Origin of the sequence: Streptomyces sp. WAC05374, from assembly GCF_004353505.1 — a bacterium.
Taxonomy (GTDB): domain Bacteria; phylum Actinomycetota; class Actinomycetes; order Streptomycetales; family Streptomycetaceae; genus Streptomyces.
In genome coordinates this window covers 1-23,457 of record NZ_SMNQ01000032.1, presented here as the reverse complement: position 1 = coordinate 23,457, position 23,457 = coordinate 1, and the positions used below count along the sequence as shown (strand labels likewise).

The following is a 23,457-nucleotide window of genomic DNA, read 5'->3' as shown; positions in this document are numbered from 1 at the left end:
TGATTCACCCGAATCGAGGGGGCTCTTCTTCATGAGTACGGACAAGAACGGGGAAACGGTCGGCATCCTCCTCGCGGGGGGCCGGGGCGAGCGGGCCAAGCCCATCACGCTCAAGTCCCCGGACCACATCCGCAGCAAGGCGCTGATCCCGTTCGCCGGGCGCCGCCTCGTGGAGTGGGTGGTCGACGCCTGCCGCGAGCAGGGCGTCCGCCGCTTCTACGTGGTGACCCACGGCCTGGAGAACCGTACGCAGATCAAGCTCCTGCTCGGCCACGGGGAGCGCTACGGCGTCGACATCACCTACTCGCGCTCCCGCTTCGACCGGTACAACGTCGGCTCGGCCGGCGCCACCCTGCACAACCTCGAGCAGTGGGACCTGCAGGGCCGCGCCCTGGTCCTGCCCGTCGACTCGCTCTTCGACTTCGACCTGGGGGCGATGGAGGCGGCGCACGCCGAGCGCGGTGCCCTGGTGACCGTGGCGGCCGTACGGCGCACGGCGGACGAGATCGCCGGCAAGTACGGGGTCATGCGCACCGACGAGGGCGGCCTGGTCCAGGGCTTCGTCGAGAAGCCCGACCGGGCCCGGCTCGCCGAGCTGTTCCCGCGCACGGCGGTGGACGCGGGGGTCACCCTGCCCACCAACGCGGGGATGTACCTGGTGGACTGCGCCCGGCTGCGGCTGCTCGCCCGGGAACCGGAGCTCTTCCGGCAGAGCTACCAGCGGCTCGACTGGGGCCAGGACCTGCTGCCGTGGCTGGCGGCCCGCGGGCTGCCGGTGGCCGCCCACTCCATCGGGCGGCTCGGCGACCTGGGCAACGTACCGGACTACCTGAACACCCTGGGGCTCGTGCTCGACGGCGCGTACGAGCAGATGAACCGGCTGATGAGGCTGCCCGACGTCGCCTCACCGCGCTGCTGGATACACGAGAGCAGCCTGCGGACCAAGGACGACGTCACCGGCACCACCCTCGCCCAGAAGATCGACGAGGGCTCGGTGGTGATCGGACCGGGCGTCAGGATCGGCCGCGATGTGGAGATCGGACCCGGCGTGCGGCTCGATCACGCGGACATCGGCGACGGGGCCGAGGTCCGCGAGCGCGCCGCCGTGGTCCGGTCGGCCGTCGGTGAGTCCGCCGTCGTCGGCGCGTACGCCGAGATCGAGGACTCCTACATAGGACCCATGGCCGAGGTCTGCTCCGAGCGGACCCGGCCGGCACGGCTCGAACGTTTCTCGGCCATCGGCGACGGCGCCATGCTCTGGCCGGGGTCACGGTTCTGCGGGGTGAGCGTCTACCCGCGGCTCAGGGTGCCCGCGATGACCGGGGTGCCCGCGGAAACGGAACTCAAGAGCGCCGACGACATCCTCAACTGGGTGTAGCGGCGGCGGATCACTCCTGGAGGGGACCATGCGGAGTCCCATTGCGGTTATCGGAGGGGCGGGCCGGCTGGGGAGTCTGGTGACCCGCCGCCTGCTCCAAGAGGGCACCCGGGTACGGGTGGTGAGCCGGCATCCGGAACGCGGCCGGCTGCCGCTCGGAGTGGAGGAGCACCGCGCCGACGTACGGTACGCCGACTCGCTGGCCACCGCGCTGCGGGGCTGCGCGGGCGTGGTGTTCAGCGTCGAGCCGGGCACGGCGGACTCGGGGCCCGACAGCCCCGAGACGACCATGTACGACGGGGTGCGCAACGTACTGGCCGCGGCCACCGAGCACGGTGAGCGGCCGCACGTCGTGCTGGTCAGCCAGATCTTCGTGACCCGGCGCGAGCACCCCATGAACGCCTACGGGCGGCTGCTGGACTGGCGGCTGCGCGGCGAGGACGCCGTGCGCGAGTCGGGGCTGCCGTACACGGTCGTCCGGCCGAGCTGGCTGACGGACGAGAGCTTCGCGGGCAACCGGGTGCGCCTGGAGCAGGGCGACCGGGGCGACGGCTGGGTGTCCCGCACGGCGGTCGCCGAGGCGTGCGTCCAGGCGCTGAACTCGCCCGCCGCCGTGGGCCGCACCTTCGAGATGTACAACGAGCTGGGCGAGACGCCGACCGACTGGGCGCCGCTGTTCGCCCGGCTCAGCGCGGACCGGCAACTGGAGCGCAGCCGGTAGAGCGGGCCACCGAGACCGACGTGGGCGGGCCGGCCCCATCCCCCGCCCGCGTCACCACCCCCGTCGCCGTCGTCCCCCGAGGCGACGGGGCCGGACCCGGGGCCGGTGACCGCGTGAAGAGTGCCGTTCCCACCGCACCCGCGCACCGGCCCCGGAGTCCGCTTACCGCCATTTCCTCGACGGCCAACCGGAGTCGATGGAAAAAACCGGCTGGCCGATTTCCTCCGGATCAACGTAGACTTCTGTGGAGAGAGCTGGGTAACGGTCGTGGAACAAGACCTGAATATGCCCGAGGATTATTCCCCCGCGATATTCACCGAGTTCCTCACGCGGACACTCGCTTCCATTCCCCGGAGCGACCAGCGCCGCTGGGGCGAGCTGTATGTGCGGGGCCTTCTCTCGGTCGACGGGAAGAAGACCATGCGGGCCCTCGCCAGCAATGCGGGCGGCGGCGTCGAACAGAGCCTGTACCAATTCATCACGAAGTCGCCGTGGGACTGCGTCCCGGTGCGGCGGGAAATGGCACGCCACCTCCACCAGCACGCCGAGCCCCGGGCCTGGGTGGTGCGACCCCTGGTGCTCACCAAGGTGGGGCAGCACTCCGTCGGCGTGGAGCGGCAGTTCGTGGCCCAGTTGGGCCGGATCGTCAACTGCCAGCAGGGCATGGGCCTGTGGCTCGCGTCCGACCAGCTCAGCAGCCCCGTCGACTGGTGGCTGGCGCTGCCGGAGTGCTGGACGGACGAGCCCGAGATGCGCCGGCGCGCCTCCATTCCGGAGCACGTCGGGTCCTGCCCGCCCGAGCAGTGCGCCATCGGCTCGGTCGCCCGGCTGACCGACGAGTGGAACATGCCGGCCCGCCCCGTGGTGATGGACCTGCGCGACACCGGCCCCCACCCCGTGTGCGCCGAACTGGCCGAGCGCCAGGTGCCCTTCGTCGTACGGGTGGATCCGGCCAAGTCGCACACGGCCGTCGAGGCGCTGCGGCCCACCGACCGCGGCCCGGCGCGCGTCACCGGCACCGGCACCGGACCGGTGGCGGAGCCCGACGGCGGCCTCGCGGGGGCGCTGAGCCGCAACCGCATGCCCGTCGAGTGGCTCGACCACCGCACCGGCGTGGTCCGCGCCACCTCCGTCGGCTCCGCCCGGGTACGGCTGCGCGCCCCCGGCGGCGGCCGGGCGGACCGGCAGGACCTGGTCCTCCTCGGGGCGTGGGGCAAGCCGGGGCGGCGGGCGCCGAGCGAGTACTGGCTGTCCAACCTGTCCCGGCCCCGGCTCGGCACCGTCTACCGCACCGCGATGCTCAGCCGGCGCGTGGAGCGCGACCAGGCGGAGGTGAGCGACCGGCTCGGGCTGCGCGACTTCGAAGGGCGCTCGTTCCGGGGCTGGCACCACCACATGACCATGGTGTCCCTCGCGCACGCGATCACCATGCTGTCCCGGGCGGAGCGCGGCCCCCTCCCGGAGTCCTCCGTCCCCCGTAGCGCGAAGGTGACCGCCGCATGACCGTGTCCCCGGACGTGACCGAGACCGACCGGATGGCCGCCGACCTGCACCGGCTGCTCCCCGACTGGCTGGCGAGGCAGCGCTGGTTCGGCGGCAAGGACTGGGCGGCTCCGGACGTGGAGCCCGTGCTGGTGGAGACCGTCTGCGCGGACGGCCCCCAACTGCTGCTGGTCGTGGTGCGCACCGAGCACGACGAGTGGTACCAGCTCCTGGTCGGGGTGCGCGCGGCGGTGCCGGACGGACTCGGCGACGCGGTGATCGGGCCGAGCGGCGGCGCGGTGCTGTACGAGGCGACCGGCGACCCCGAGCTGATGGGGCGGCTGCTCGCGCGGATCGCGGCGGGCGGGGCGAGCGGGCTGGTGGAGTTCCACCGCACGCCCGGCGCGGACATCCCCGCCGGGCTGCGGGCGGCGGTCCTGACGGCCGAACAGTCCAACACGTCCATCGCGTTCGGCGGCCGGATGATGCTCAAGGTGCTGCGCCGGGTGGTGCCCGGACCCAACGCCGAGGTGGAGATGCTGGCCGCCCTGCGGCGCGCCGGGGACGTGCCGAGCGCGGCGCCCCTCGGCTGGGTGCGGACCCGTCCCTCGGCGCCGGGCGGGGAGATCACGCTCGGCATCCTCCAGGAGTTCGTGCCCAACCGGGGCGACGGCTGGGCGGTCGCCGTCGAGGAGGCCCGCGCCTGCGTGGTCGGCGAGTGCGAGAGCGTCGCGCCGCTCGGCGGCTTCGCCGAGGAGGCGCACGGGCTCGGCCGGGCCACCGCCCGGGTGCACGCGGCGCTCGCGGAGCAGCTCCCGACCCGGGAGCTGGACACCGCACGGGTGGACGAGCTGGTGGAGCTGCTGACCGGGCGGCTGGAGGCGGCGGTGGAACAGGTGCCGTCCTTGCTGCCGTTCGCCCGGCAGTTGCGGGCGGTGCACCAGGACCTCGGGGAGGTCGCCAAGCGCGGCAACACCCCGCTGGTGGTCCAGCGCATCCACGGCGACCTGCACCTGGGGCAGACGCTGCGCGCCGAGGACGGCTGGGTGGTGATCGACTTCGAGGGCGAGCCGGGGCAGCCGGAGGCGGAGCGGCGGCGGCTCCAGCCCGCGCTGCGGGACATCGCCTCGATGCTGCGGTCCTTCGACTACGCCGCGCACCACGCGCTCGCCGCGGTCCTGGGCGTACCGCCGGGCGAGCAGTCGCCGCAGAACGTGCACGGCACGCGCCTGGCGCGCCGGGCCTCGGCGTGGGCGGTGCACAACCGGCGGGCGTTCTGCGCGGGGTACACCGCGGCGGGCGGCGCCGACCCGCGCAGCCAGCCGGTGCTGCTGCGGGCCTTCGAGGCGGACAAGGCGGTGTACGAGGCCGTGTACGAGGCCCACAACCGCCCCGAGTGGCTGTCCATCCCGATGGCCGCGGTGCGCCGCCTCGCGGGCCGGCTGCGCCCGGCGGGGTGAGCGGCGTGGACGTGGCACACGCGGACGCCGCGGACGTGGCCGTCGTGGGCGGCGGGCCCGCCGGGCTGTCGGCGGCGATCTACCTGGCCCGCTACAACCGCCGGGTGCTGGTCTTCGACACCGGTCACGGCCGCTCCACCCACCACCAGGTCAACCACAACTACCTCGGCTTCCCCGACGGGATCGCCACCGTCGACCTGCGCAGGCTGGCCGCCGAGCAGCTCGCCCGGTACGGCCACGCGCGGATCGTGCACCACCTGGTCACCGCCGTCGAGGGCGACGCGGACCGCGGCTTCGGCTTGCGCTCCCAGGGCCACCGGTGGCGGGCGCGTGCCGTGCTGCTGGCGACCGGGGTGCTGGACCACTTCCCGCACTTCCCCGGCTGGCGCTCGTACGTGGGCCGTTCGATGTTCTGGTGCATCACCTGCGACGGGTACGAGAACCGCGGCCGCTCCATCCTGGTCGTCGGCCACACCGACGCCGCCGCCGGTGAGGCCATGCAGTTGCACGCCCTGACCGACCGGGTGCGGCTGCTGACCAACAGCCACCGCGACGACATCAGCGAAACGTTCCGCCGCCGCCTCGCCCACGCGGGCGTCGAGGTGGTCCACGACCGCATCAAGGAGGCGGAGGGCTCCGACGGCAGGCTGCGTGCCATCGTCACCCGGGGCGGGCTGCGCCTCGGGCTCGACGCCCTGTTCTCCATCCAGGGCGCCACCCCCGAGACCGCGCTCGCCCGCTCGCTCGGCGTACGCCTGAACGACGCCGGCTACATCGTGACCGACTCCGAGCAGAAGACGTCGGTGCCCGGCGTGTACGCGGCCGGCGACGTCACGTCCCTGCATTCCCACCAGGTGGCCGCCGCCGTGCACGAAGGCGCACAGGCCGCGTCCGCCGCGCATTACTTCCTCCACCCGCCGGAGCTCAAGGCGGACTGACCGAACTTCAGTTCAGGAAGTCGGCGGAGGTTCTTTGCCGCCCGCTTGGAACTCCGCCAATGATGGCCGAGCACGCTCCCGGAAATATGGCCTTTCCATGCCGGGCCGTCCCCCGGGGCCGAAAAGGAGAGTTCCCATGATTCATCAGTTCATTCTGGCGGCACCCAAGCCCGGAATGACCGCCCAGGAGTTCCAGGACTACTGGGTGGACGTCCACGCGGTGAAGTACGCCGCGAAAATTCCGCAGATCCGCAAGTACATGGTCGACACGCGGATCGAGACCGGCGCCGACCTTGGCACGCCCGCCCTGCCCCACCAGGGCATCGCCGAGATCTGGCTGGCCAACGGCGAGGAGCAGCTCGCGTCGCTCCAGACGGAGGAGTTCCTCCAGGGCGCCCGGCTGGACGAGCCGAACTGGGCCGCCTTCTGGCAGACGATCGTCGTCGACACCACCGCGTACGAGGTCATCCCCGGCCCCGCGCTCGCCAAGGGCCAGGACTGGGTCAAGCTCACCGTCCTGATGAAGCGCCGGCCGGGCCTGGACCTGGAGGAGTACCGCAAGCAGACGCTCGGCGGCTACGCCTCCGTCGTCGGCGCCACGCCGGGCCTGCGCCGCTACCTGCACGCGCACACCGTGGACGGCGCGTACGTCTTCGGCGAGGCCGGCTTCGACAGCGTCGAGCAGCTCTGGTTCGACGACGTCGCCGCGCTGCGGGAGGCGCTGCGCTCGCCGTACTTCACCGGCCAGGTCGCGGCCGCCCGCGACGAGGTCGCCGACCCGAAGTACGTGTTCTCCCTCGCCGTGAAGGAGAACTGGATCATCGGCCCCGAGGCCCGCTGACGCGCCGGTGACGCGCCGCTGATCCGCCCACCGATTACCGAAGGAGCAGGCGTGGCCAGAAGGAACGCCAAGAAGATCCTCGTGATTCTGTCGGAGTACGGCTACTGGGGCGAGGAACTCGTCGGGCCGCTGCACCACTTCGACCAGCGCGGCTACGAGGTGGTGTTCGCCACCCCCACCGGCAAACAGCCGCACGCGCTGCCGCCGAGCATGGACCCCACCTACATCGACCCGCCGCTGGGCAAGTCGGTGACCTCCGAGGAGGTCGCGAAGCTCACCCGGCAGATCGACGAGTCGGACCGCCTGGCCGACCCGATCGACATCTCCGCCTGGGTGCCGGAGCGCCCGTACACCGCCGACGAGGACTACCTGCGCCGGCTGGAGGCGTACCACCGGGCCGTGGACGTGGTCGCCGGGGAGCTGGAGGAGTACGACGCGCTGCTGATCGTCGGCGGCTCCGGCCCGATCGTGGACCTCGCCAACAACGAGCGGGTGCACCAGATCATCCTGGCCTTCCTGCGCGCCGACAAGCCGATCGCCGCCGAGTGCTACGGCGTCGCCCCGCTCGCGTTCGCCCGTGACTGGGAGGACCGCAAGTCGATCATCTGGGGCAAGCACGTCACCGGTCACTGCAAGGAGTACGACTACAAGGACGGGACCGGATTCCTCGGCACCGATTTCGTCATGGGGCCGCCGCCGTACCCGCTGGAGTACATCCTGCGTGACGCCACGGGCCCGGACGGCCGCTACCACGGCAATTTCGGCAAGGAAACGTCGGTGATCGTGGACTACCCGTTCATCACCGGGCGTTCGACGCCGGACTCCTACCTCACCGGAGAAAAGGTCGTCGAGGTTCTCGAGGACGGGCTGCGCCGCTTCGGCTGGTAACCGTCGGAAAAATCCCGAACGAGAGAAGGAAGACAATGGCCAGGCAGGGCAATGCGGCGATCATCGAGCAGTTCCTCGCCGATGGAATTCCCTATATGTTCGGCAATCCAGGGACGGTCGAGCAGGGATTCCTGGACGCACTGGAGGAGTACGACGGCCTCCAGTACATCCTGACCCTGCAGGAGACGGTCGCCGCCGGCATCGCGGACGGGTACGCCCGGGCCACCGGCCGTCCGGCGCTGCTCCAGCTCCACAGCGGCGTGGGGCTCGGCAACGCGGTGGGCATGCTCTACCAGGCCAAGCGCGGTCACTCGCCGCTCGTCGTGATCGCCGGTGAGGCGGGGGTCAGGTACGACGCGATGGACGCGCAGATGGCGGCCGACCTGGTCGCCATGGCGGAGCCCGTGACCAAGTACGCGACCCGGGTCACCGACCCCGGCTCCGTGCTGCGGGTGTTGCGGCGGGCCATGAAGATGGCGATGACGCCCCCGCGCGGCCCTGTCTTCGTCTCCCTTCCGATGGACGTCCTGGACGCGGTCAACACCGAGCCGGTCGTCCCCAGCACGTTCCTGGAGACCCGGGCGCTGCCGGTTCCCTCCCTGGTGGAGCAGGCGGCGCGGCTGCTGGCCGGCGCCGAGAAGCCGATCGTCATCGTGGGTGACGGCGTCTCGGCGTCCGGCGGGCAGGCGGAGCTGACGCGGGTGGCCGAGCTGCTCGGCGCCGACGTGTGGGGCATGGACTTCTCCGAGGTCAACCTGGACGCACGGCACCCGCTCTACCGGGGGCAGCTCGGCCACATGTTCGGCGAGGTGAGCCGGGCGGCCGTGCGGGACGCCGACGCGGTGCTGATCGTCGGCACCTATGTGTTCGGCGAGGTGTTCCCGGTGCTGGACAACCCGTTCCGGGAGGACGCGAAGATCGTCCACATCGATCTGGACGGGTACGAGATCGCCAAGAACCACCCGGTCACCCTCGGCCTGGTCGCCGACCCGAAGGCCACGCTCGCGGCGCTCGCCACGGAGCTGGACGGCCGGCTGTCGGCGGAGGCCCGGGCGTTGGCGTCCGGGCGGCTGGAGTCCCGGCGCCGCGAGCAGCCGGCCGGGCCGGAGGACGACGGTTCGCTGCTGCACCACTTCCTGTCCGAGCTGGCCGGCCAGGCCCCCGAGGACCTGATGGTCTTCGACGAGGCGCTGACGGCGGCGGGGCCGCTCAACGCGTACCTGCCGGGCCGGCTGCCGGGGCACTGGTTCTCCACCCGCGGCGGGTCGCTGGGCGTCGGCATCCCCGGCGCGCTGGGCATCAAGCTGGCGCACCCGGACAAGACGGTGATCGGCTTCACCGGCGACGGCGGCTCGATGTACACCTTCCAGGCCCTGTACACCGCCGTCCGGCACTCCATCGGCGCCAAGTTCGTGATCTGCAACAACCGCAGCTACAAGCTGCTCGACCTGAACATCGAGCAGTACTGGCGGGAGCGGGGCATCCCCGAGCACGCCCACCCCACGCCGTTCGACCTGTCCCACCCCGATCTCGGGTTCACCAGGATCGCCCAGGGGTTCGGCGTCGAGGCGCTGCGGGTCGACGACCACGAGCAGGTGGCGTACGCGGTCAAGCGGATGCTCGCCGACGACAAGCCGTTCCTCATCGACCTGCGGACCACTGAAGGGGGAAACCGTGCCTGACGTTCCGGCACGCGACGGTGTGCTCACCGGGCGGAGGATCGCGATCCTCGCGGAGAGCGACTTCTACGAGCCCGAAATCGCCTACTACCAGCGCCGGTTCGCCGAGGAGGGCGCCCGCGTCGACTTCCTGACCCGGCTGTGGGGCAACAAGTCGATCACCTTCACCGGCCACGAGTACCGGGCACCGCTGACCGTGACGCGCAGCCTGGAGGACCTGGACGACCGGCGGCTGCGCGAGTACGGCGCGCTGATCGTGCCGTCGGGCATGGTCGCGGACCGGCTGCGCTACACCGAGGACATCGAGCGGCTCGCGCCGGCCACCGACCTGCTGCGCCGGGCGTTCGCCCGGTCGGGTGTGGTCAAGGGGATCATCTGCCACGGCATGTGGCTCGCCGCGTCGATCCCGTACGTCGTGCGCGGCCGGAAGGTGGTCTGCCACAACAACCTCATCGGCGACGTCCGCAACATGGGCGCCAACTACGTGGACCAGGACGTCGTGGTGGACGGGGACCTGGTCACCGCGCGGACGGGCGACCACTGCCATCTGTTCGCCAGGACCATCATCGACGAGCTCGTGCTGCGAGGGGCGTGAAAGTCATGGCTACAGCTTCCGACACGGTGAACTTCACGTTCTCCGACACCATCGCGGGCCGGGTGACCGGCTTCGACCGCGAGGCGCGGGTGGTCACCGTCATCACCCCGGGCGGCACGGAGTTCCGGATATCCCTGGACGGCGGCCCGAGCGCCGAACTGCTGCACAACCTGGGCGAGCCGTACCAGGACGCCTCGGGCCACATCGACGACATGCTCCAGGAGGGCACGTTCGTCCTCGCGTACGGCATCTTCTACCCCACCGGGGGCCGGCTGCGCTTCGAGGCCAAGCGGCTGGTGTTCGTGGGCCGGCAGGGCGACGACTTCCGCTTCGAGGAGGCCGGGTGGTGGATACGGCAGATCCGCGAGATCGCCGCGTTCTACCGCAAGGCCCAGTTCGGTGACGGTCCGGTCGACTTCGAGCAGTACCGCACCGAGATCCGCCTGGGCGGCGAGAAGACGGCCAGCCACGTGCAGGAGACCGACACGATCTCCCGGCTGGTGTACGGCATGGCGTCGGCGTTCCTGCTGACCGGCGAGGACGAGTACCTGGAGGTCGCCGAGCGCGGCACCGAGTACCTGCGCGAGCACATGCGGTTCGTCGACACCGACGAGAACGTCGTGTACTGGTACCACGGCCTGTCCATCGACGGCGACATCGAGAAGAAGCTGTTCACCTCGGAGTTCTCCGACGACTACGACGCGCTGCCGGCGTACGAGCAGATCTACGCGCTGGCCGGGCCGGTCCAGACCTACCGGGTCACCGGCGACCCGCGGATCAGGAACGACGCCGACGCCACCATCCGGCTGTTCGACCGGTTCTACCTGGACTCGGAGCACGGCGGCTACTTCTCGCACATCGACCCGATCCTGCTCAGCCCGCACCACGAGTCGCTGGGCCCGAACAAGGCCCGCAAGAACTGGAACTCCGTCGGCGACCACGCGCCCGCCTACCTGATCAACCTGTACCTGGCGACCGGCGACAGGAAGTACGCCGACATGCTGGAGTACACCTTCGACACCATCGTCGAGCGGTTCCCCGACCCGAAGAACAGCCCCTTCGTGCAGGAGCGGTTCCACCAGGACTGGTCTCCCGACACCACCCACGGCTGGCAGCAGAACCGGGCGGTCGTCGGCCACAACCTGAAGATCGCCTGGAACCTGATGCGGATGCACAGCCTCCGCCCCAAGCCGGAGTACCTGGAGACGGCCGCCTCCATCGGCGAGACCATGCCCGACGTCGGCGCCGACCGCCAGCGCGGCGGCTGGTACGACGTGGTCGAGCGGATCAAGCGGGACGGCGAGGACCAGTTCCGCTTCGCCTGGCACGACCGCAAGGCGTGGTGGCAGCAGGAGCAGGCGATCCTCGCGTACCTGATCCTGCACGGCATCACGGGCCGGGAGGACTTCCGCGACGAGGCGCGGGACGCCCAGTCCTTCTACAACGCCTTCTTCCTCGACCACGACGAGGGTGCCGTCTACTTCAACACCCTGGCCAACGGCCTGCCGTACCTGCTGGGCGTCGAGCGGCTCAAGGGCAGCCACTCGATGAGCATGTACCACTCGGCGGAGCTGTGCTACCTGGCCGCCGTGTACAACAACCTGCTGGTCGGCGGCAAGGCGATGGACTTCTGGTTCAAGCCCGACCCGGCCGACCTGGAGGGCCGGCTGCTGCGGGTCGCGCCCGACCTGCTGCCGCCCGGCTCGGTGCGCATCGAGTCCGTCGACGTCGAGGGCGAGCCGCACACCGACTTCGACGCCGACGCCCTGACCGTGACGCTCCCCGAGACCTCGGGCCGCGTGAAGGTCAAGGTCCGGCTGGCTCCCCGGGCCCGTACGGAGGTGACCGGATGACCGTCAAGGTGAACGCGCGCTCCGAGGGCGAGATCACCGTCATCGCCCTCGACGGGGAGATCAACAGCACCACCTCCGGTGGGCTCCAGGCGCAGCTCCTGCCGTTCATCCGGCAGGGCGCCGAGGTGCTCGTCGACCTCACCGGGGTGTCCTACGTCTCCAGCGCCGGGCTGCGCACGCTGCTGATCGTGCACCGCCGCGCCCAGCAGCTCGACGCCCGGATCACGCTCGTCGGACTCTCGGAGGAGGTCACCTTCGTCATGAACGCCACCGGGTTCCTGGACTTCTTCCGGATCGGTGAGGACGTGGACTCCGAGCTGGAGCGGGCGGCGCGATGAGCTCCCGCGACGTGACCCAGATGCGCGAACGCGTCGACGCCTACCCCACGCACCGGATCGCCGGCTACCGGGTACGGGCCGGGCGGCCCTTCCCGTACGGCGCGACCCCGGTGCCGGGCGGCGTCAACTTCTCGGTCTACTCGGACCGCGCCACCTCGATGAGCCTGGTGCTCTTCGAGCGTGGCGCGCCCGAGCCGGCGGCCGAACTGCCGTTCCCGGCGGAGTTCCGCACCGGCAGCGTGTACGCGATGACGGTGTTCGGGCTCGACGTGGAGAACCTCGAGTACGGCTTCCGCGCCGACGGGCCGTTCGACCCCGTGGCGGGCGACCGCTTCGACGCCCGCCGGGTGCTCAGCGACCCCTACGCACGGCTCGTGTCGGGCCGCGACGTGTGGGGCCGCGAGCCCGACTGGAACGACGTCTACCCCTACCGCGCCCAGGTGGTGAACGACGACTTCGACTGGGGCGACGACACCCCGCTGCGCATCCCCACCGAGGACCTCGTCATCTACGAGACCCATGTGCGCGGCTTCACCCGGCACCCCTCCTCGGGGGTGACGGCCCCGGGGACGTACGCGGGGCTGCGGGAGAAGATCCCGTACTTGAAGGACCTGGGCGTCAACTGCGTCGAGCTGCTGCCGGTCTTCGAGTTCGACGAGCTGGACAACCCGCGCACCAACCCGGTCACCGGTGAGCGGCTGCACAACTACTGGGGCTACAACACCGTCTCGTTCTTCGCGCCCAAGGCCGGCTACGCGGCCACGGGCCGGTTCGGCATGCAGGCCGACGAGTTCAAGTCGCTGGTCAAGGAGCTGCACCGGGCGGGCATCGAGGTCGTCCTGGACGTGGTGTTCAACCACACCGCCGAGGGCAACGAGTACGGGCCGACGATCTCGTTCCGCGGGCTCGACAACGCCACGTACTACATGCTCACGCCGGACGGGCAGTACTACAACTTCAGCGGCACCGGGAACACTGTCAACTGCAACCACCCGGTCGTCCGGGACTTCGTGCTGGGCTGCCTGCGCCACTGGGTGGCCGAGTACCACATCGACGGCTTCCGCTTCGACCTGGCGGCCATCCTGGACCGCGCCCCCGACGGCACGCCCCTGCCGAACCCGCCACTGCTGGAGCAGCTCGCGTACGACCCGGTCCTGCGGCACACCAAGCTGATCGCCGAGGCGTGGGACGCGGCCGGGCTGTACCAGGTGGGGCACTTCCCCAACTACGGGCGCTGGTCGGAGTGGAACGGCAAGTACCGGGACGCGGTGCGCCGGTTCGTCAAGGGCGAGCCCGGCCTCGCCGGTGAGCTGGCCACCCGGATGGCCGGGTCGCCCGACCTGTACGGGGGCCGGGGCGCCGCCGCGTCGATCAACTTCGTCACCGCGCACGACGGCTTCACCCTCAACGACCTGGTCTCGTACAACGACAAGCACAACGAGGCCAACGGCGAGGGCAACAACGACGGCGCCAACGACAACCACAGTTGGAACTGCGGCGAGGAGGGGCCGAGCGCCTCCCCCCACGTGCGGGACCTGCGGATGCGCCAGATGAAGAACATGCTGACCATCCTCCTGACCAGCCAGGGTGTCCCCATGATCCTGGCCGGTGACGAGGTCGGCCGCACCCAGCTCGGCAACAACAACACCTACTGCCAGGACAACGAGCTGTCCTGGTTCGACTGGGGCCTGATCGAGGCCAACGCCGAGCTGCTGGAGTTCACCCGCGGGCTGATCGCCTTCCGGCACGCGCACCCGGTGCTGCGCAACACCGAGCACCCGCGCGGCGTCGACTCCATGGGCAGCGGGTACCCGGACGTGAGCTGGCACGGGGTGCGCGCCTGGCACCCCGACTGGGCGGACCACTGCCGGGTCGTCGCCCTGATGCGGTGCGGCCGGCACGCCAAGGGCGGGGTGCCCGACGACCACGTGTACGTCGCCGTCAACGCCCACTGGGAGCCGCACGACATGGAGCTCCCGCAACTCCCGGACGGCCAGGCGTGGCACCTGTTCGCCGACACGGGCGCCCTGATGCCGTACGGCATGCACCCGCTGGGCTCCGAGCCCCTGCTGGAGCACCCCGGGCGCTACCACCTGGGGCCGCACTCGGCGGTGATCCTCGTGGGCCGCCCCGTACCGACCACCGACAAGGAGATGGCACCGTGACGTTCGACGTGAGGCTCAGGGTCAACGAGCGGGTCGCGACGATAGAGCTCAGCGGCGAACTGGACGCCTCCAGCGCCGGCCGCTTCCACGACACGATCGACGAGGCCGCGGCGGCCGGGTCGATCGAGCTGGTGATCCGGGCCGAGAAGCTGGCGTACATGTCCAGCGCGGGGCTGCGGTCCCTGGTGTTCGCCCGCCAGAAGATGGGCGACGACGTCAAGATCGCCGTCGTCGGCGCCACCGAGCCGGTCGCCCACACCATCAGGCTGGCCGGGTTCGACCACAGCATCGACCTGATCGACGCCTGAGGGGGCGAGGAACATGGCGCTCGACTCCGGTGCCGCGACGCCGTCCGGCCCGTCCGCCGGACCCGGCTCCGGCACGCCCGAGGCGCTGCGGATCCCGGCACGGCTGGCGTGCCTGGACCGGGTGGCCGAGTTCGTGCTGGGGCTCGGGGCGCGGGCCGCGCTGCCGGAGAGCTCGGTCTACCGGCTGCGGCTGGCCGCCGACGAGCTGGCGACCAACATCGTCATGCACGGCTACCGGGGCGCCGCCGGGGAGATCTCCGTGGACGGGGGCATCGACCCGGACCAGGTGTGGGTGCGCTTCGAGGACGACGCCCCCGCGTTCGACCCGCGCCAGGGCATGCGCCCCCCGGCGCTCGACGTGCCGCTCGCGGAGCGGCAGATCGGCGGGCTCGGGGTGTTCCTCGCCTTCACCGCGGTCGACTCCTTCGAGTACGAGCTGGTGGCCGGCCGCAACGTCAGCACCCTCGTGATGCGCCGGACGGCCGCCGCCACCGGCCCCGGGACGGGATGAGGTGACATGCTCCAGACCAATGTGCTGCTGCTGGACGAGCACCGCAGCGCGCCGCCGGAGCTGCTGAAGGCCCTGGACAGCGTGGGCGCGGTGGTACGCATCAGGACCCCCGCGGACGTGCTGGTCGTCCAGCACGGGCAGCTCCCCGCCACGGAGGTCCTGCTGGCGTACGCGGGCCTGTCGCCGCACACCGTCCGCGCCGTGGCGCGCCGCCTCGACGACGAGGGCCAGCGGCCGACGGTGGTGGCGTTCGCCGAGCACGACCTGCACCTGCTCGGCAGCCACATCCACGCCGGCGCCGACTACCTGGTGCCGCCGTTCTATCCGGACCTGGTGCGGGCCCGGCTGCGCGACTGCCACGAGCGGGCCAACTTCACCCGCACCATGGAGGACGTCACCGCCCGTGCCGAACTGCTCAGCTACGAGCGGGAGCTGGAGATCGGCCGGGAGATCCAGATGGGTTTCCTTCCCGAGTCGCTGCCCAACCCCGACGGCTGGGAGATCCACGTCCGCTTCCGGCCGGCCAGGACCGTCGCGGGCGACTTCTACGACGTGTTCGAGCTGGTCAACAACCGCCGGCTCGCGCTGGTCGTGGCCGACGTCTGCGACAAGGGCGTCGGTGCCGCGCTGTTCATGGCGCTCATCCGCAGCCTGCTGCGGCACACCGCCGAGCAGAGCGGGCTGCAGAGCCTGATCGCCGCCGACCTGCTGGGCGAGGAGACCGGCTGGCGGGAGCAGAGCCGCGCCATCCCGGTCGTCGGCGCGACCCCGCTGCTCAACGCCGTGGTCGGCACCAACAACTACCTGACCAGGAACCACATCAGGCAGGGCTACTTCGCCACCATGTTCTTCGGCGTCCTGGACCCGCTCACCGGCAACCTCGTCTACATCAACGGCGGCCACAACCCGCCCGTGCTGGTCAGTGGCGAGGGCAAGGAGCCGGTGCTGCTCGAACCGACCGGCCCGGCCGTCGGGGTCATCCCCGACGGCACCTTCTCGCTGGGGTACGCGCAGATCGGCCCCGGCGACACCCTGTTCGTCTACACGGACGGGGTGACCGAGGCCCGCTCCCTGTCGGGGCGGTTCTTCGGCGACGAGCAGCTCCTGACGGAGCTGGCGCGGGCGGCCGTGCGCGGCGAGGAACTGCTGGACCACATGGACGGGGTGCTGAGCGAGTTCGTCGGCCCGTCCGAGCAGTCGGACGACATCACCATGATGGCCGTCCACTGGCGCCTGCCGGACGACAACCAGACCGATTAGCCCGACTCACCGGATGGGACCATGTCGCAGATCATCACCGTGCACTCCTACCGAGGGGGTACGGGGAAGTCCAGCACGGCCGCGAACCTCGCGCTGCTCCTGGCCTCCGCGGGCCGCCGGGTCGCGCTCGTGGACACGGACATCCAGACACCCGCCCTGGACCTGATGTTCGCCGACACCGTGCCCGCCGTACGCCGCTCGCTGGCCGACTACCTGATCGGCCACTGCGAGATCGAGGACGCGGCCTACCCCTGCCGGGCGGGGGTGGGCCACGACGGCGTCTTCCTGGTGCCGGCCCGCAGCGGGGCGGCCGGCATCAACGAGATCATGGGGCGCGGCTACGACGTCGGCCTGCTGCGCGAGGGCTTCGACCGGCTGATGGACCTGCTCGCCCTCGACGTGCTGCTGCTCGACACCCACGCCGGGTTCAACAACGAGACCGTCACGGCGATGGCCAGCTCCGACGCGCTGGTGATCGTCACCCGGGCGGACCGGCTCGACCTCGCGGGCGCCGGCGAGACCATGGCGCTGGCCGGGCGGCTGGGCTGCGTACGGGTGAGCGTGGCACTCAGCATGGTGCCGGACGGCGTGGTGAACGACCGGATGCGCGCGGAGGTCGAGTCCGCGTACGCCACCGGGATCACGGCCGTGCTGCCCTACGCCCCGGAGATGGCGTCGCTGGCCGGGGAACGGCTCTTCAGCCCGGCCTACCCGCACCACCCGCTGGTCGCCGGCTACCGCCGGATCATCTCCGCCGTGAGCAACGGCACCACCGCGATACGCCGGTGACACCGGCGCCCCCTTCCAGTGACCGCACCCCGGTGCGAGGAGGCATGACGATGCAGGGCAGGACGGAACGACGGAACGCGCCGGCCGTGGCGGCACGGGGCGCGGGCTCGGGCGGGCCGGAGGCGTCACCGGGTGCGGCGCCCGCGGTGCGCGCCGCTCCGCCGCGGACGTTCGCGCCCACCGTCGGGCGCATCCCGGTGGTGGACGTACGGCCGTGCGTGGACGGCGGCCGGCGGCCCGCCCGCGCGGTGCCGGGCGAGGTGTTCGAGGTGAGCGCGACCGTGTTCCGGGAGGGGCACGACGCGGTGGCCGCGGGCGTGGTGCTCACCGGCCCGGACGGCGAGCCCGGCCCCTGGACGCCCATGCGGCTCACCGCGCCCGGCACCGACCGGTACGCGGCGCACGTGTCGGCGGACCGGGAGGGCGAGTGGACCTACCGGGTGGAGGCGTGGACCGACCCGGTGGCGACCTGGCGCCACACCGCGGAGGTGAAGGTCCCGGCGGGCATCGACGTGGAGCTGGTCCTCGAGGAGGGCGCGGTGCTCCTGGAGCGGGCCGCCGGGGCGTTCCCGGCCGCCGAGGGCGCCCCGCTCAGGGAGGCGGCGGCACGGCTCCGGGACACCGCCCTGCCCGCGGCGGAGCGGCACGCCGCGGCCCTCGCCCCCGTGGTGACCCGCCTGCTGGCGGCCCGGCCGCCGCGCGAGCTGGTGACCTCGTCGGGCGAGCTGCCGCTGCGCGTCGACCGCGAACGCGCCCTGTACGGCTCCTGGTACGAGTTCTTCCCCCGCTCCGAGGGCGCGGTCGTCCCCACGGAGCCGGGACCGGACGGGCACCCGCGGCCGCCCCGGTCGGGGACGTTCCGCACGGCGGCGCACCGGCTGGACGCGGTCGCCGCGATGGGGTTCGACGTGGTGTACCTGCCGCCCGTGCACCCCATCGGCACCTCCCACCGCAAGGGCCCCAACAACACGCTGACGCCCGGCCCCCACGACCCGGGTTCGCCCTGGGCCATCGGCTCCGCCTTCGGCGGCCACGACGCGATCCACCCCGACCTGGGCACGCTGGACGACTTCGACGCCTTCGTCGCCCGCGCCCGGGAGCTGGGCCTGGAGGTGGCCCTGGACTTCGCCCTCCAGTGCTCCCCCGACCACCCGTGGGTCAAGGAGCACCCCGAGTGGTTCCGGCACCGGATCGACGGCTCCATCGCGTACGCCGAGAACCCGCCCAAGAAGTACCAGGACATCTATCCGATCGACTTCGACACCGACCCCGACGGGCTGCACGAGGAGTGCCTGCGCGTCCTGCGGCACTGGATGGCGCACGGCGTGCGGATCTTCCGCGTGGACAACCCGCACACCAAGCCGGTGGCGTTCTGGGAGCGGCTCATCGAGGCCGTCCACGTCACCGACCCCGACGTGCTGTTCCTGGCCGAGGCGTTCACCCGCCCGGCGATGCTGCACGCCCTGGCGCGGGTCGGGTTCCACCAGTCGTACACGTACTTCACCTGGCGCAACTCCAAGGACGAGGTGGAGTCGTACCTGTCCGAGCTGGCCGGGCTCGGCGGTGAGGAGAGCGCCGCCTACCTGCGGCCCAACCTGTTCGTGAACACCCCGGACATCCTGCACGCCTACCTCCAGTACGGCGGGCGTCCCGCGTTCGCGGTGCGGGCGGTCCTGGCCGCCATGGCCTCCCCCACGTGGGGCGTCTACGCGGGCTTCGAGCTGTGCGAGAACGTGGCCGCCGGGCCGGGCAGCGAGGAGTACCTGGACTCGGAGAAGTACCAGTACCGGCCGCGCGACTGGGCCGCCGCCCAGGCGGCGGGCACCACGCTGGCGCCGCTGCTGCGCACCCTCAACGAGCTGCGCCGCGCGCACCCCGCCCTCAGGCAGTTGCGCAACCTGCGCTTCCACCGCGCCGACGACGACGCGGTGGTCTGTTTCTCCAAGCGGCACGGGGACGACTGGGTGCTCGTGGTGCTCAACCTCGACCCGCACGGGGTCCGGGAGACGACCGTCTCGCTGGATCTGCCCGCGCTCGGGCTGGAGCGCAGCGAGACGTTCACGGTCCATGACGCGCTCTCCGACGACGGCGCCACCTACACGTGGGGCCGCACCAACTACGTACGTCTCGACCCGCGCCGGCAGGTCGCCCACATCTTCACGGACGGGAACAGGAAGTGACCAGGGACCTGAGCGCGACGGCCGTACTGTCCGCCACCGACCTCAAGCGGCTCACCACCGGCGAGGTCAGCGACCCGCACGCCCTCCTCGGGCCGCACCCGGGCCCGGCCGGGGTGACCGTGCGGGTGCTGCGCCCGCTGGCCCGGGCCGTGACGCTCACCTCGGCGGCCGGGGAGCCGCTCGCCGAGCTGGCCCACGAGGGCGGGGGCGTCTTCTCGGGCACCCTGCCCGGCGCGGCCGTCCCCGACTACCGGGTCGCGGCCCGCTACGGCGACGACGTCTTCACCTACGACGACCCCTACCGCTATCTGCCGACGCTGGGCGAGCTCGACCTGCACCTGATCCGGGAGGGCCGGCACGAGGAGCTGTGGCGGGTCCTCGGGGGACACGTCCGCGACCACGAGTCCGGCCACGGCACGGCGCGCGGCACCGCGTTCGCCGTGTGGGCGCCCGACGCCCGCGCCGTCCGGCTGGTCGGCGACCTCAACCACTGGGACGGCGCCGCCCACCCGATGCGGTCGCTCGGGGCGAGCGGGGTGTGGGAGCTGTTCGTGCCGGGGGTGGAGCCCGGCTGCCGCTACAAGTACGAGATCCTCACTCCCGACGGCCGCTGGATACAGAAGGCGGACCCGCTGGCCTCCTCCGCCGAGCCGGCGCCCGGCACCGCCTCGGTCGTCCACGCCTCCGCCCACCGCTGGAACGACGGCGACTGGATGCGCCGGCGCGGCGCGCGGGACGCCTCCGAGGCGCCGATGAGCGTGTACGAGATGCACCTGCCGTCCTGGCGGCCCGGACTCACGTACCGGGAGCTGGCCGAGGAGCTGCCCGCGTACGTCAAGGCCCTGGGTTTCACGCACGTGGAGTTCCTGCCGCCCGCCGAGCACCCCTTCGGCGGCTCCTGGGGCTACCAGGTGTCCTCCTACTACGCGCCGATGGCCGCGCTGGGCTCCCCCGACGACTTCCGCCACCTGGTGGACCGGCTCCACCAGGCCGGCATCGGGGTGATCGTGGACTGGGTGCCCGCGCACTTCCCCAAGGACGACTGGGCGCTCGCCCGCTTCGACGGCACACCGCTGTACGAGCACCCCGACCCGCGGCGCGCCGAGCACCCCGACTGGGGCACCCTCGTCTTCGACTACGGGCGCGCGGAGGTGCGCAACTTCCTCGTCGCCAACGCCGTGTACTGGTGCGAGGAGTTCCACGTCGACGGGCTGCGGGTCGACGCGGTCGCGTCCATGCTGTACCTGGACTACTCGCGCCGCGACGGCGAGTGGCTGCCCAACGCGTACGGCGGGCGGGAGAACCTCGACGCGGTGGAGTTCCTCCAGGAGATGAACGCCACCGTGCAGCGCCGCTGCCCCGGCGTCGTCACCATCGCCGAGGAGTCCACGGCCTGGGACGGGGTGACCCGCTCCACCGACAGCGGCGGCCTGGGCTTCGCGCTGAAGTGGAACATGGGCTGGATGCACGACTCCCTGTCGTACATGGCCCACGACCCGGTGCACCGCCAGTACCACCACCACGCGATGACCTTCGCGGCGATGTACGCGTACGCCGAGAACTACCTGCTGCCGATCAGCCACGACGAGGTGGTCCACGGCAAGGGCTCGCTGCTGGGGAAGATGCCCGGCGACCGCTGGCAGCAGTTCGCCAACCTGCGCGCCTACCTGGCCTGGATGTGGGCCTTCCCGGGCAAGCAACTGCTGTTCATGGGGCAGGAGTTCGCCCAGGACAGCGAGTGGTCGCACGACCGGGGCCCCGACTGGGCGCTGGCCCGCCACGCCCCGCACGCGGGCGTGCGCGACCTGGTGCGCGACCTCAACCGCCACTACCTCGCGCACCCGGCGCTGTGGCGCCTGGACTCCCGGCCGGAGGGCTTCTCCTGGCTCGAGGCGGACGCGGCCCAGGACAACGTGTACGCGTTCGTCCGGTACGGGGAGGAGGGCGAGCCGCTGGTGTGCGTCTTCCACTTCCAGCCGTCGGTGCGCGGTGCCTACCGGGTCGGCCTGCCGTCGGCCGGCGACTGGACCGTGGTGCTCGACACCGACGCGCCGGGGTACGGCGGCTCCGGCGCGGCCACCGCCGCGACCGTACGCGCCGAGGACGTGCCCTGGCAGGGGCAGCCGGCGAGCGTGGAGCTCACCCTGCCGCCGCTGGGCGCCGTGTGGCTCCGCCCGCACCGCTGACGACGACTGGAGAGGCCATGCCCGCACCGCGACTGAGGACCACCCCGCTGCCCGGGATCGGCGTGCAGTACGAGCTGACGACCCGCCGGCACGACACCCTGTCGGTCGTCGCCCACCGCGACGGCACCCGCACGCTCAACGTCCACCACGACGACGACCCGGACTCGTGCGGTCTTTCCCTGCGGCTCACCGGGGCGGAGGCGCTCACGCTCACCGAGGCCCTGCTGCCCAGCCACAACAACCCGAACCTGCTGCACACCAGCGACTTCGGGCTGCTGGCGGAACGGGTCACGGTGACCGGCGATTCGTACTGGAACGGGCGGCAGCTCGGCGAGACGAAGATGCGCACGGCGACCGGCGCGTCGGTCGTCGCCGTGATGCGCCGCGCACACCCCATCCCCTCGCCGGGGCCCGAGTTCCGGCTGCGCGGGGGCGACACGGTCATCGTGATCGGCACGCGCGAGGGCGTCGACGCGGCGCACGCGATCCTCGAACGGAAGTGATGCCGTGCATTCCGCTGTCTTCCTGATCGAGTTCGGCGCGGTCGTGCTGGCTCTCGGGCTGCTCGGCCGGTTCGCCGCACGCGTCCGCTTCTCCCCCATCCCGCTGTACCTGCTGGCGGGTCTGGTCTTCGGGCACGGCGGGATCGTCCCGCTGGGCGGCAGTGAGGAGTTCATCGAGATCGGCGCCGAGATCGGGGTCGTCCTGCTGCTGCTGATGCTGGGCCTCGAATACACGGCCGGCGACCTGGTGGGCCACCTGCGGACCCACGCCCCCGCCGGGGTCGTCGACTTCCTGCTCAACGCCCTGCCCGGGGCCGCCGCCGCGCTGCTGCTGGGGTGGGGGCCGGTGGCGGCGGTGGTGCTGGCCGGGGTGACCTGGGTGTCGTCCTCCGGGGTGATCGCCAAGGTGCTGGGCGACCTGGGGCGGATCGGCAACCGGGAGACGCCCGCCATCCTGAGCGTGCTGGTCCTGGAGGACCTGGCGATGGCCGTGTACCTGCCCATCCTCACGACGCTGCTGGCCGGTGCCGGCTGGGCGGCGGGCGGGGTCACCCTGGCGATCGCGCTGAGCGCGGTCGGGGTGGTGCTGGTGGCCGCCGTCCGGTACGGGCGGCACATCTCGCGGTTCATCTCCAGCGACGACCCGGAGAAGCTGCTGCTGGTCGTCCTGGGCCTGACGCTGCTGGTGTCCGGCTTCGCCCAGGAGCTCCAGGTGTCGGCGGCGGTGGGCGCCTTCCTGGTCGGCATCGCGCTGTCGGGGGAGGTCGCGGAGAACACCCACCATCTGCTGATGCCGCTGCGGGACCTGTTCGCCGCGGTGTTCTTCGTCTTCTTCGGGCTCAGCACGGACCCGGCGACGATCCCGCCCGTGCTGCTGCCGGCGCTGGTGCTGGCCCTGCTGACCGCCCTGACGAAGATCGGTACGGGGTACTGGGCGGCGAGGCGCGCCGGGATCGGCGAGCGCGGACGGTGGCGGGCGGGCGGCGCGCTGGTGGCGCGCGGTGAGTTCTCCATCGTGATCGCGGGCCTGGCGGTCGCCTCGGGCGTGGAGCCGGCGCTGGGGCCGCTGGCGACGGCGTACGTGCTGCTGCTGGTCGTCTTCGGGCCGGTGGCGGCACGGTTCACCGAGCCGGTCGCGATGTGGGCGAAGGGCCGGCGCGATCAGCGGCGGGGGGGCGCCCCCCCCGCCCCCCCGGGGGGGGGCGGGCCCCCGCCGCGGGCGGGGGGGGGGGGGGGGCGGGGGGCCCGGCGCGGGGGGGGCGGGGCCGCGGGCCGGGGGCGGGCGGGGCGCGAGGAAGGGGGAGGGCAGCGGGCCGGGGGGCGTGAGGGTGGCGGGCCCTCGCAGCGCCGGGCCCACGGCCGTCTCCGGGTGGCGGCGGGCC

The 23,457-nt window shown here is 72.0% G+C and carries 20 protein-coding genes; all 20 read left to right on the top strand.

What is annotated here, in order from left to right; all coding sequences use genetic code 11:
* Positions 1 to 31: 31 nt before the first annotated feature.
* Positions 32 to 1,378, top strand: a complete 1,347-nt coding sequence (locus E2B92_RS32075; protein ID WP_126889505.1) for a sugar phosphate nucleotidyltransferase — start codon at positions 32 to 34, stop codon at positions 1,376 to 1,378.
* A gap of 28 nt (positions 1,379 to 1,406) precedes the next feature.
* Positions 1,407 to 2,099: an SDR family oxidoreductase gene (locus E2B92_RS32070; RefSeq protein ID WP_133087787.1), complete on the top strand. Its 693-nt coding sequence runs from the start codon at positions 1,407 to 1,409 to the stop codon at positions 2,097 to 2,099.
* Positions 2,100 to 2,384: 285 nt separating this feature from the next.
* On the top strand, positions 2,385 to 3,602 hold the full coding sequence (locus E2B92_RS32065) for an IS701 family transposase (protein ID WP_126884857.1): 1,218 nt from the start codon (positions 2,385 to 2,387) through the stop codon (positions 3,600 to 3,602).
* Positions 3,599 to 5,041: a maltokinase N-terminal cap-like domain-containing protein gene (locus E2B92_RS32795; protein ID WP_160159813.1), complete on the top strand. Its 1,443-nt coding sequence runs from the start codon at positions 3,599 to 3,601 to the stop codon at positions 5,039 to 5,041. The genes E2B92_RS32065 and E2B92_RS32795 overlap by 4 nt, the downstream gene beginning before the upstream one ends.
* A 5-nt stretch (positions 5,042 to 5,046) precedes the next feature.
* Entirely contained in the window at positions 5,047 to 5,979 is a 933-nt protein-coding gene (locus E2B92_RS32060; protein ID WP_160159812.1) for an NAD(P)/FAD-dependent oxidoreductase, read from the top strand.
* Positions 5,980 to 6,115: 136 nt separating this feature from the next.
* The gene (locus E2B92_RS32055; RefSeq protein WP_126884858.1) at positions 6,116 to 6,820 is read left to right on the top strand and encodes an EthD domain-containing protein; all 705 of its coding nucleotides are present in this window, start codon (positions 6,116 to 6,118) and stop codon (positions 6,818 to 6,820) included.
* Positions 6,821 to 6,871: 51 nt separating this feature from the next.
* Positions 6,872 to 7,708: a type 1 glutamine amidotransferase domain-containing protein gene (locus E2B92_RS32050; RefSeq protein WP_126884859.1), complete on the top strand. Its 837-nt coding sequence runs from the start codon at positions 6,872 to 6,874 to the stop codon at positions 7,706 to 7,708.
* Between the two features lie 35 nt (positions 7,709 to 7,743).
* On the top strand, positions 7,744 to 9,390 hold the full coding sequence (locus E2B92_RS32045; protein WP_126884860.1) for a thiamine pyrophosphate-binding protein: 1,647 nt from the start codon (positions 7,744 to 7,746) through the stop codon (positions 9,388 to 9,390).
* Positions 9,383 to 9,982, top strand: coding sequence for a DJ-1/PfpI family protein (locus E2B92_RS32040; protein ID WP_126884861.1), 600 nt, complete (start codon positions 9,383 to 9,385; stop codon positions 9,980 to 9,982). Before E2B92_RS32045 ends, E2B92_RS32040 begins: the two co-directional genes overlap by 8 nt.
* 5 nt (positions 9,983 to 9,987) lie before the next feature.
* Positions 9,988 to 11,835: an AGE family epimerase/isomerase gene (locus tag E2B92_RS32035; protein WP_126884862.1), complete on the top strand. Its 1,848-nt coding sequence runs from the start codon at positions 9,988 to 9,990 to the stop codon at positions 11,833 to 11,835.
* A complete protein-coding gene (locus E2B92_RS32030; RefSeq protein ID WP_126884863.1) occupies positions 11,832 to 12,173 on the top strand; it encodes an STAS domain-containing protein in 342 nt (113 codons plus the stop codon). Before E2B92_RS32035 ends, E2B92_RS32030 begins: the two co-directional genes overlap by 4 nt.
* A complete protein-coding gene (gene glgX / locus E2B92_RS32025) occupies positions 12,170 to 14,338 on the top strand; it encodes a glycogen debranching protein GlgX (RefSeq protein ID WP_235024076.1) in 2,169 nt (722 codons plus the stop codon). The genes E2B92_RS32030 and glgX overlap by 4 nt, the downstream gene beginning before the upstream one ends.
* Positions 14,335 to 14,646 carry an STAS domain-containing protein gene (locus E2B92_RS32020; protein WP_126884864.1) on the top strand — a complete coding sequence of 104 codons (312 nt, stop codon included), beginning with the start codon at positions 14,335 to 14,337 and terminating at the stop codon, positions 14,644 to 14,646. Before glgX ends, E2B92_RS32020 begins: the two co-directional genes overlap by 4 nt.
* 13 nt (positions 14,647 to 14,659) lie before the next feature.
* Entirely contained in the window at positions 14,660 to 15,157 is a 498-nt protein-coding gene (locus E2B92_RS32015) for an ATP-binding protein (RefSeq protein WP_126884865.1), read from the top strand.
* A 6-nt stretch (positions 15,158 to 15,163) separates the two neighbouring features.
* Positions 15,164 to 16,417, top strand: coding sequence for a PP2C family protein-serine/threonine phosphatase (locus E2B92_RS32010; protein ID WP_126884866.1), 1,254 nt, complete (start codon positions 15,164 to 15,166; stop codon positions 16,415 to 16,417).
* 21 nt (positions 16,418 to 16,438) lie between these two features.
* Entirely contained in the window at positions 16,439 to 17,206 is a 768-nt protein-coding gene (locus E2B92_RS32005) for a MinD/ParA family ATP-binding protein (RefSeq protein ID WP_126884867.1), read from the top strand.
* Positions 17,207 to 17,250: 44 nt separating this feature from the next.
* Complete coding sequence (locus E2B92_RS32000; RefSeq protein WP_235024075.1) at positions 17,251 to 19,386, top strand: alpha-1,4-glucan--maltose-1-phosphate maltosyltransferase; 2,136 nt, start codon at positions 17,251 to 17,253, stop codon at positions 19,384 to 19,386.
* Positions 19,383 to 21,572 carry a 1,4-alpha-glucan branching protein GlgB gene (gene glgB, locus E2B92_RS31995; RefSeq protein ID WP_235024074.1) on the top strand — a complete coding sequence of 730 codons (2,190 nt, stop codon included), beginning with the start codon at positions 19,383 to 19,385 and terminating at the stop codon, positions 21,570 to 21,572. Before E2B92_RS32000 ends, glgB begins: the two co-directional genes overlap by 4 nt.
* 17 nt (positions 21,573 to 21,589) lie before the next feature.
* The gene (locus tag E2B92_RS31990) at positions 21,590 to 22,075 is read left to right on the top strand and encodes a TrkA C-terminal domain-containing protein (RefSeq protein WP_126884869.1); all 486 of its coding nucleotides are present in this window, start codon (positions 21,590 to 21,592) and stop codon (positions 22,073 to 22,075) included.
* Positions 22,076 to 22,079: 4 nt separating this feature from the next.
* On the top strand, positions 22,080 to 23,457 hold a 1,378-nt coding region (locus E2B92_RS31985; protein WP_235024073.1), incomplete at its 3' end, for a cation:proton antiporter.

Bases quoted from the DNA above. Each gene is read 5' to 3' on its own strand.
- E2B92_RS32075 (WP_126889505.1), top strand. From the start codon at position 32: ATGAGTACGGACAAGAACGGGGAAACGGTCGGCATCCTCCTCGCGGGG.
- E2B92_RS32070 (WP_133087787.1), top strand. From the start codon at position 1,407: ATGCGGAGTCCCATTGCGGTTATCGGAGGGGCGGGCCGGCTGGGGAGT.
- E2B92_RS32065 (WP_126884857.1), top strand. From the start codon at position 2,385: ATGCCCGAGGATTATTCCCCCGCGATATTCACCGAGTTCCTCACGCGG.
- E2B92_RS32795 (WP_160159813.1), top strand. From the start codon at position 3,599: ATGACCGTGTCCCCGGACGTGACCGAGACCGACCGGATGGCCGCCGAC.
- E2B92_RS32055 (WP_126884858.1), top strand. From the start codon at position 6,116: ATGATTCATCAGTTCATTCTGGCGGCACCCAAGCCCGGAATGACCGCC.
- E2B92_RS32045 (WP_126884860.1), top strand. From the start codon at position 7,744: ATGGCCAGGCAGGGCAATGCGGCGATCATCGAGCAGTTCCTCGCCGAT.
- E2B92_RS32035 (WP_126884862.1), top strand. From the start codon at position 9,988: ATGGCTACAGCTTCCGACACGGTGAACTTCACGTTCTCCGACACCATC.
- E2B92_RS32030 (WP_126884863.1), top strand. From the start codon at position 11,832: ATGACCGTCAAGGTGAACGCGCGCTCCGAGGGCGAGATCACCGTCATC.
- glgX (WP_235024076.1), top strand. From the start codon at position 12,170: ATGAGCTCCCGCGACGTGACCCAGATGCGCGAACGCGTCGACGCCTAC.
- E2B92_RS32015 (WP_126884865.1), top strand. From the start codon at position 14,660: ATGGCGCTCGACTCCGGTGCCGCGACGCCGTCCGGCCCGTCCGCCGGA.
- E2B92_RS32010 (WP_126884866.1), top strand. From the start codon at position 15,164: ATGCTCCAGACCAATGTGCTGCTGCTGGACGAGCACCGCAGCGCGCCG.
- E2B92_RS32005 (WP_126884867.1), top strand. From the start codon at position 16,439: ATGTCGCAGATCATCACCGTGCACTCCTACCGAGGGGGTACGGGGAAG.
- E2B92_RS32000 (WP_235024075.1), top strand. From the start codon at position 17,251: ATGACGATGCAGGGCAGGACGGAACGACGGAACGCGCCGGCCGTGGCG.
- E2B92_RS31990 (WP_126884869.1), top strand. From the start codon at position 21,590: ATGCCCGCACCGCGACTGAGGACCACCCCGCTGCCCGGGATCGGCGTG.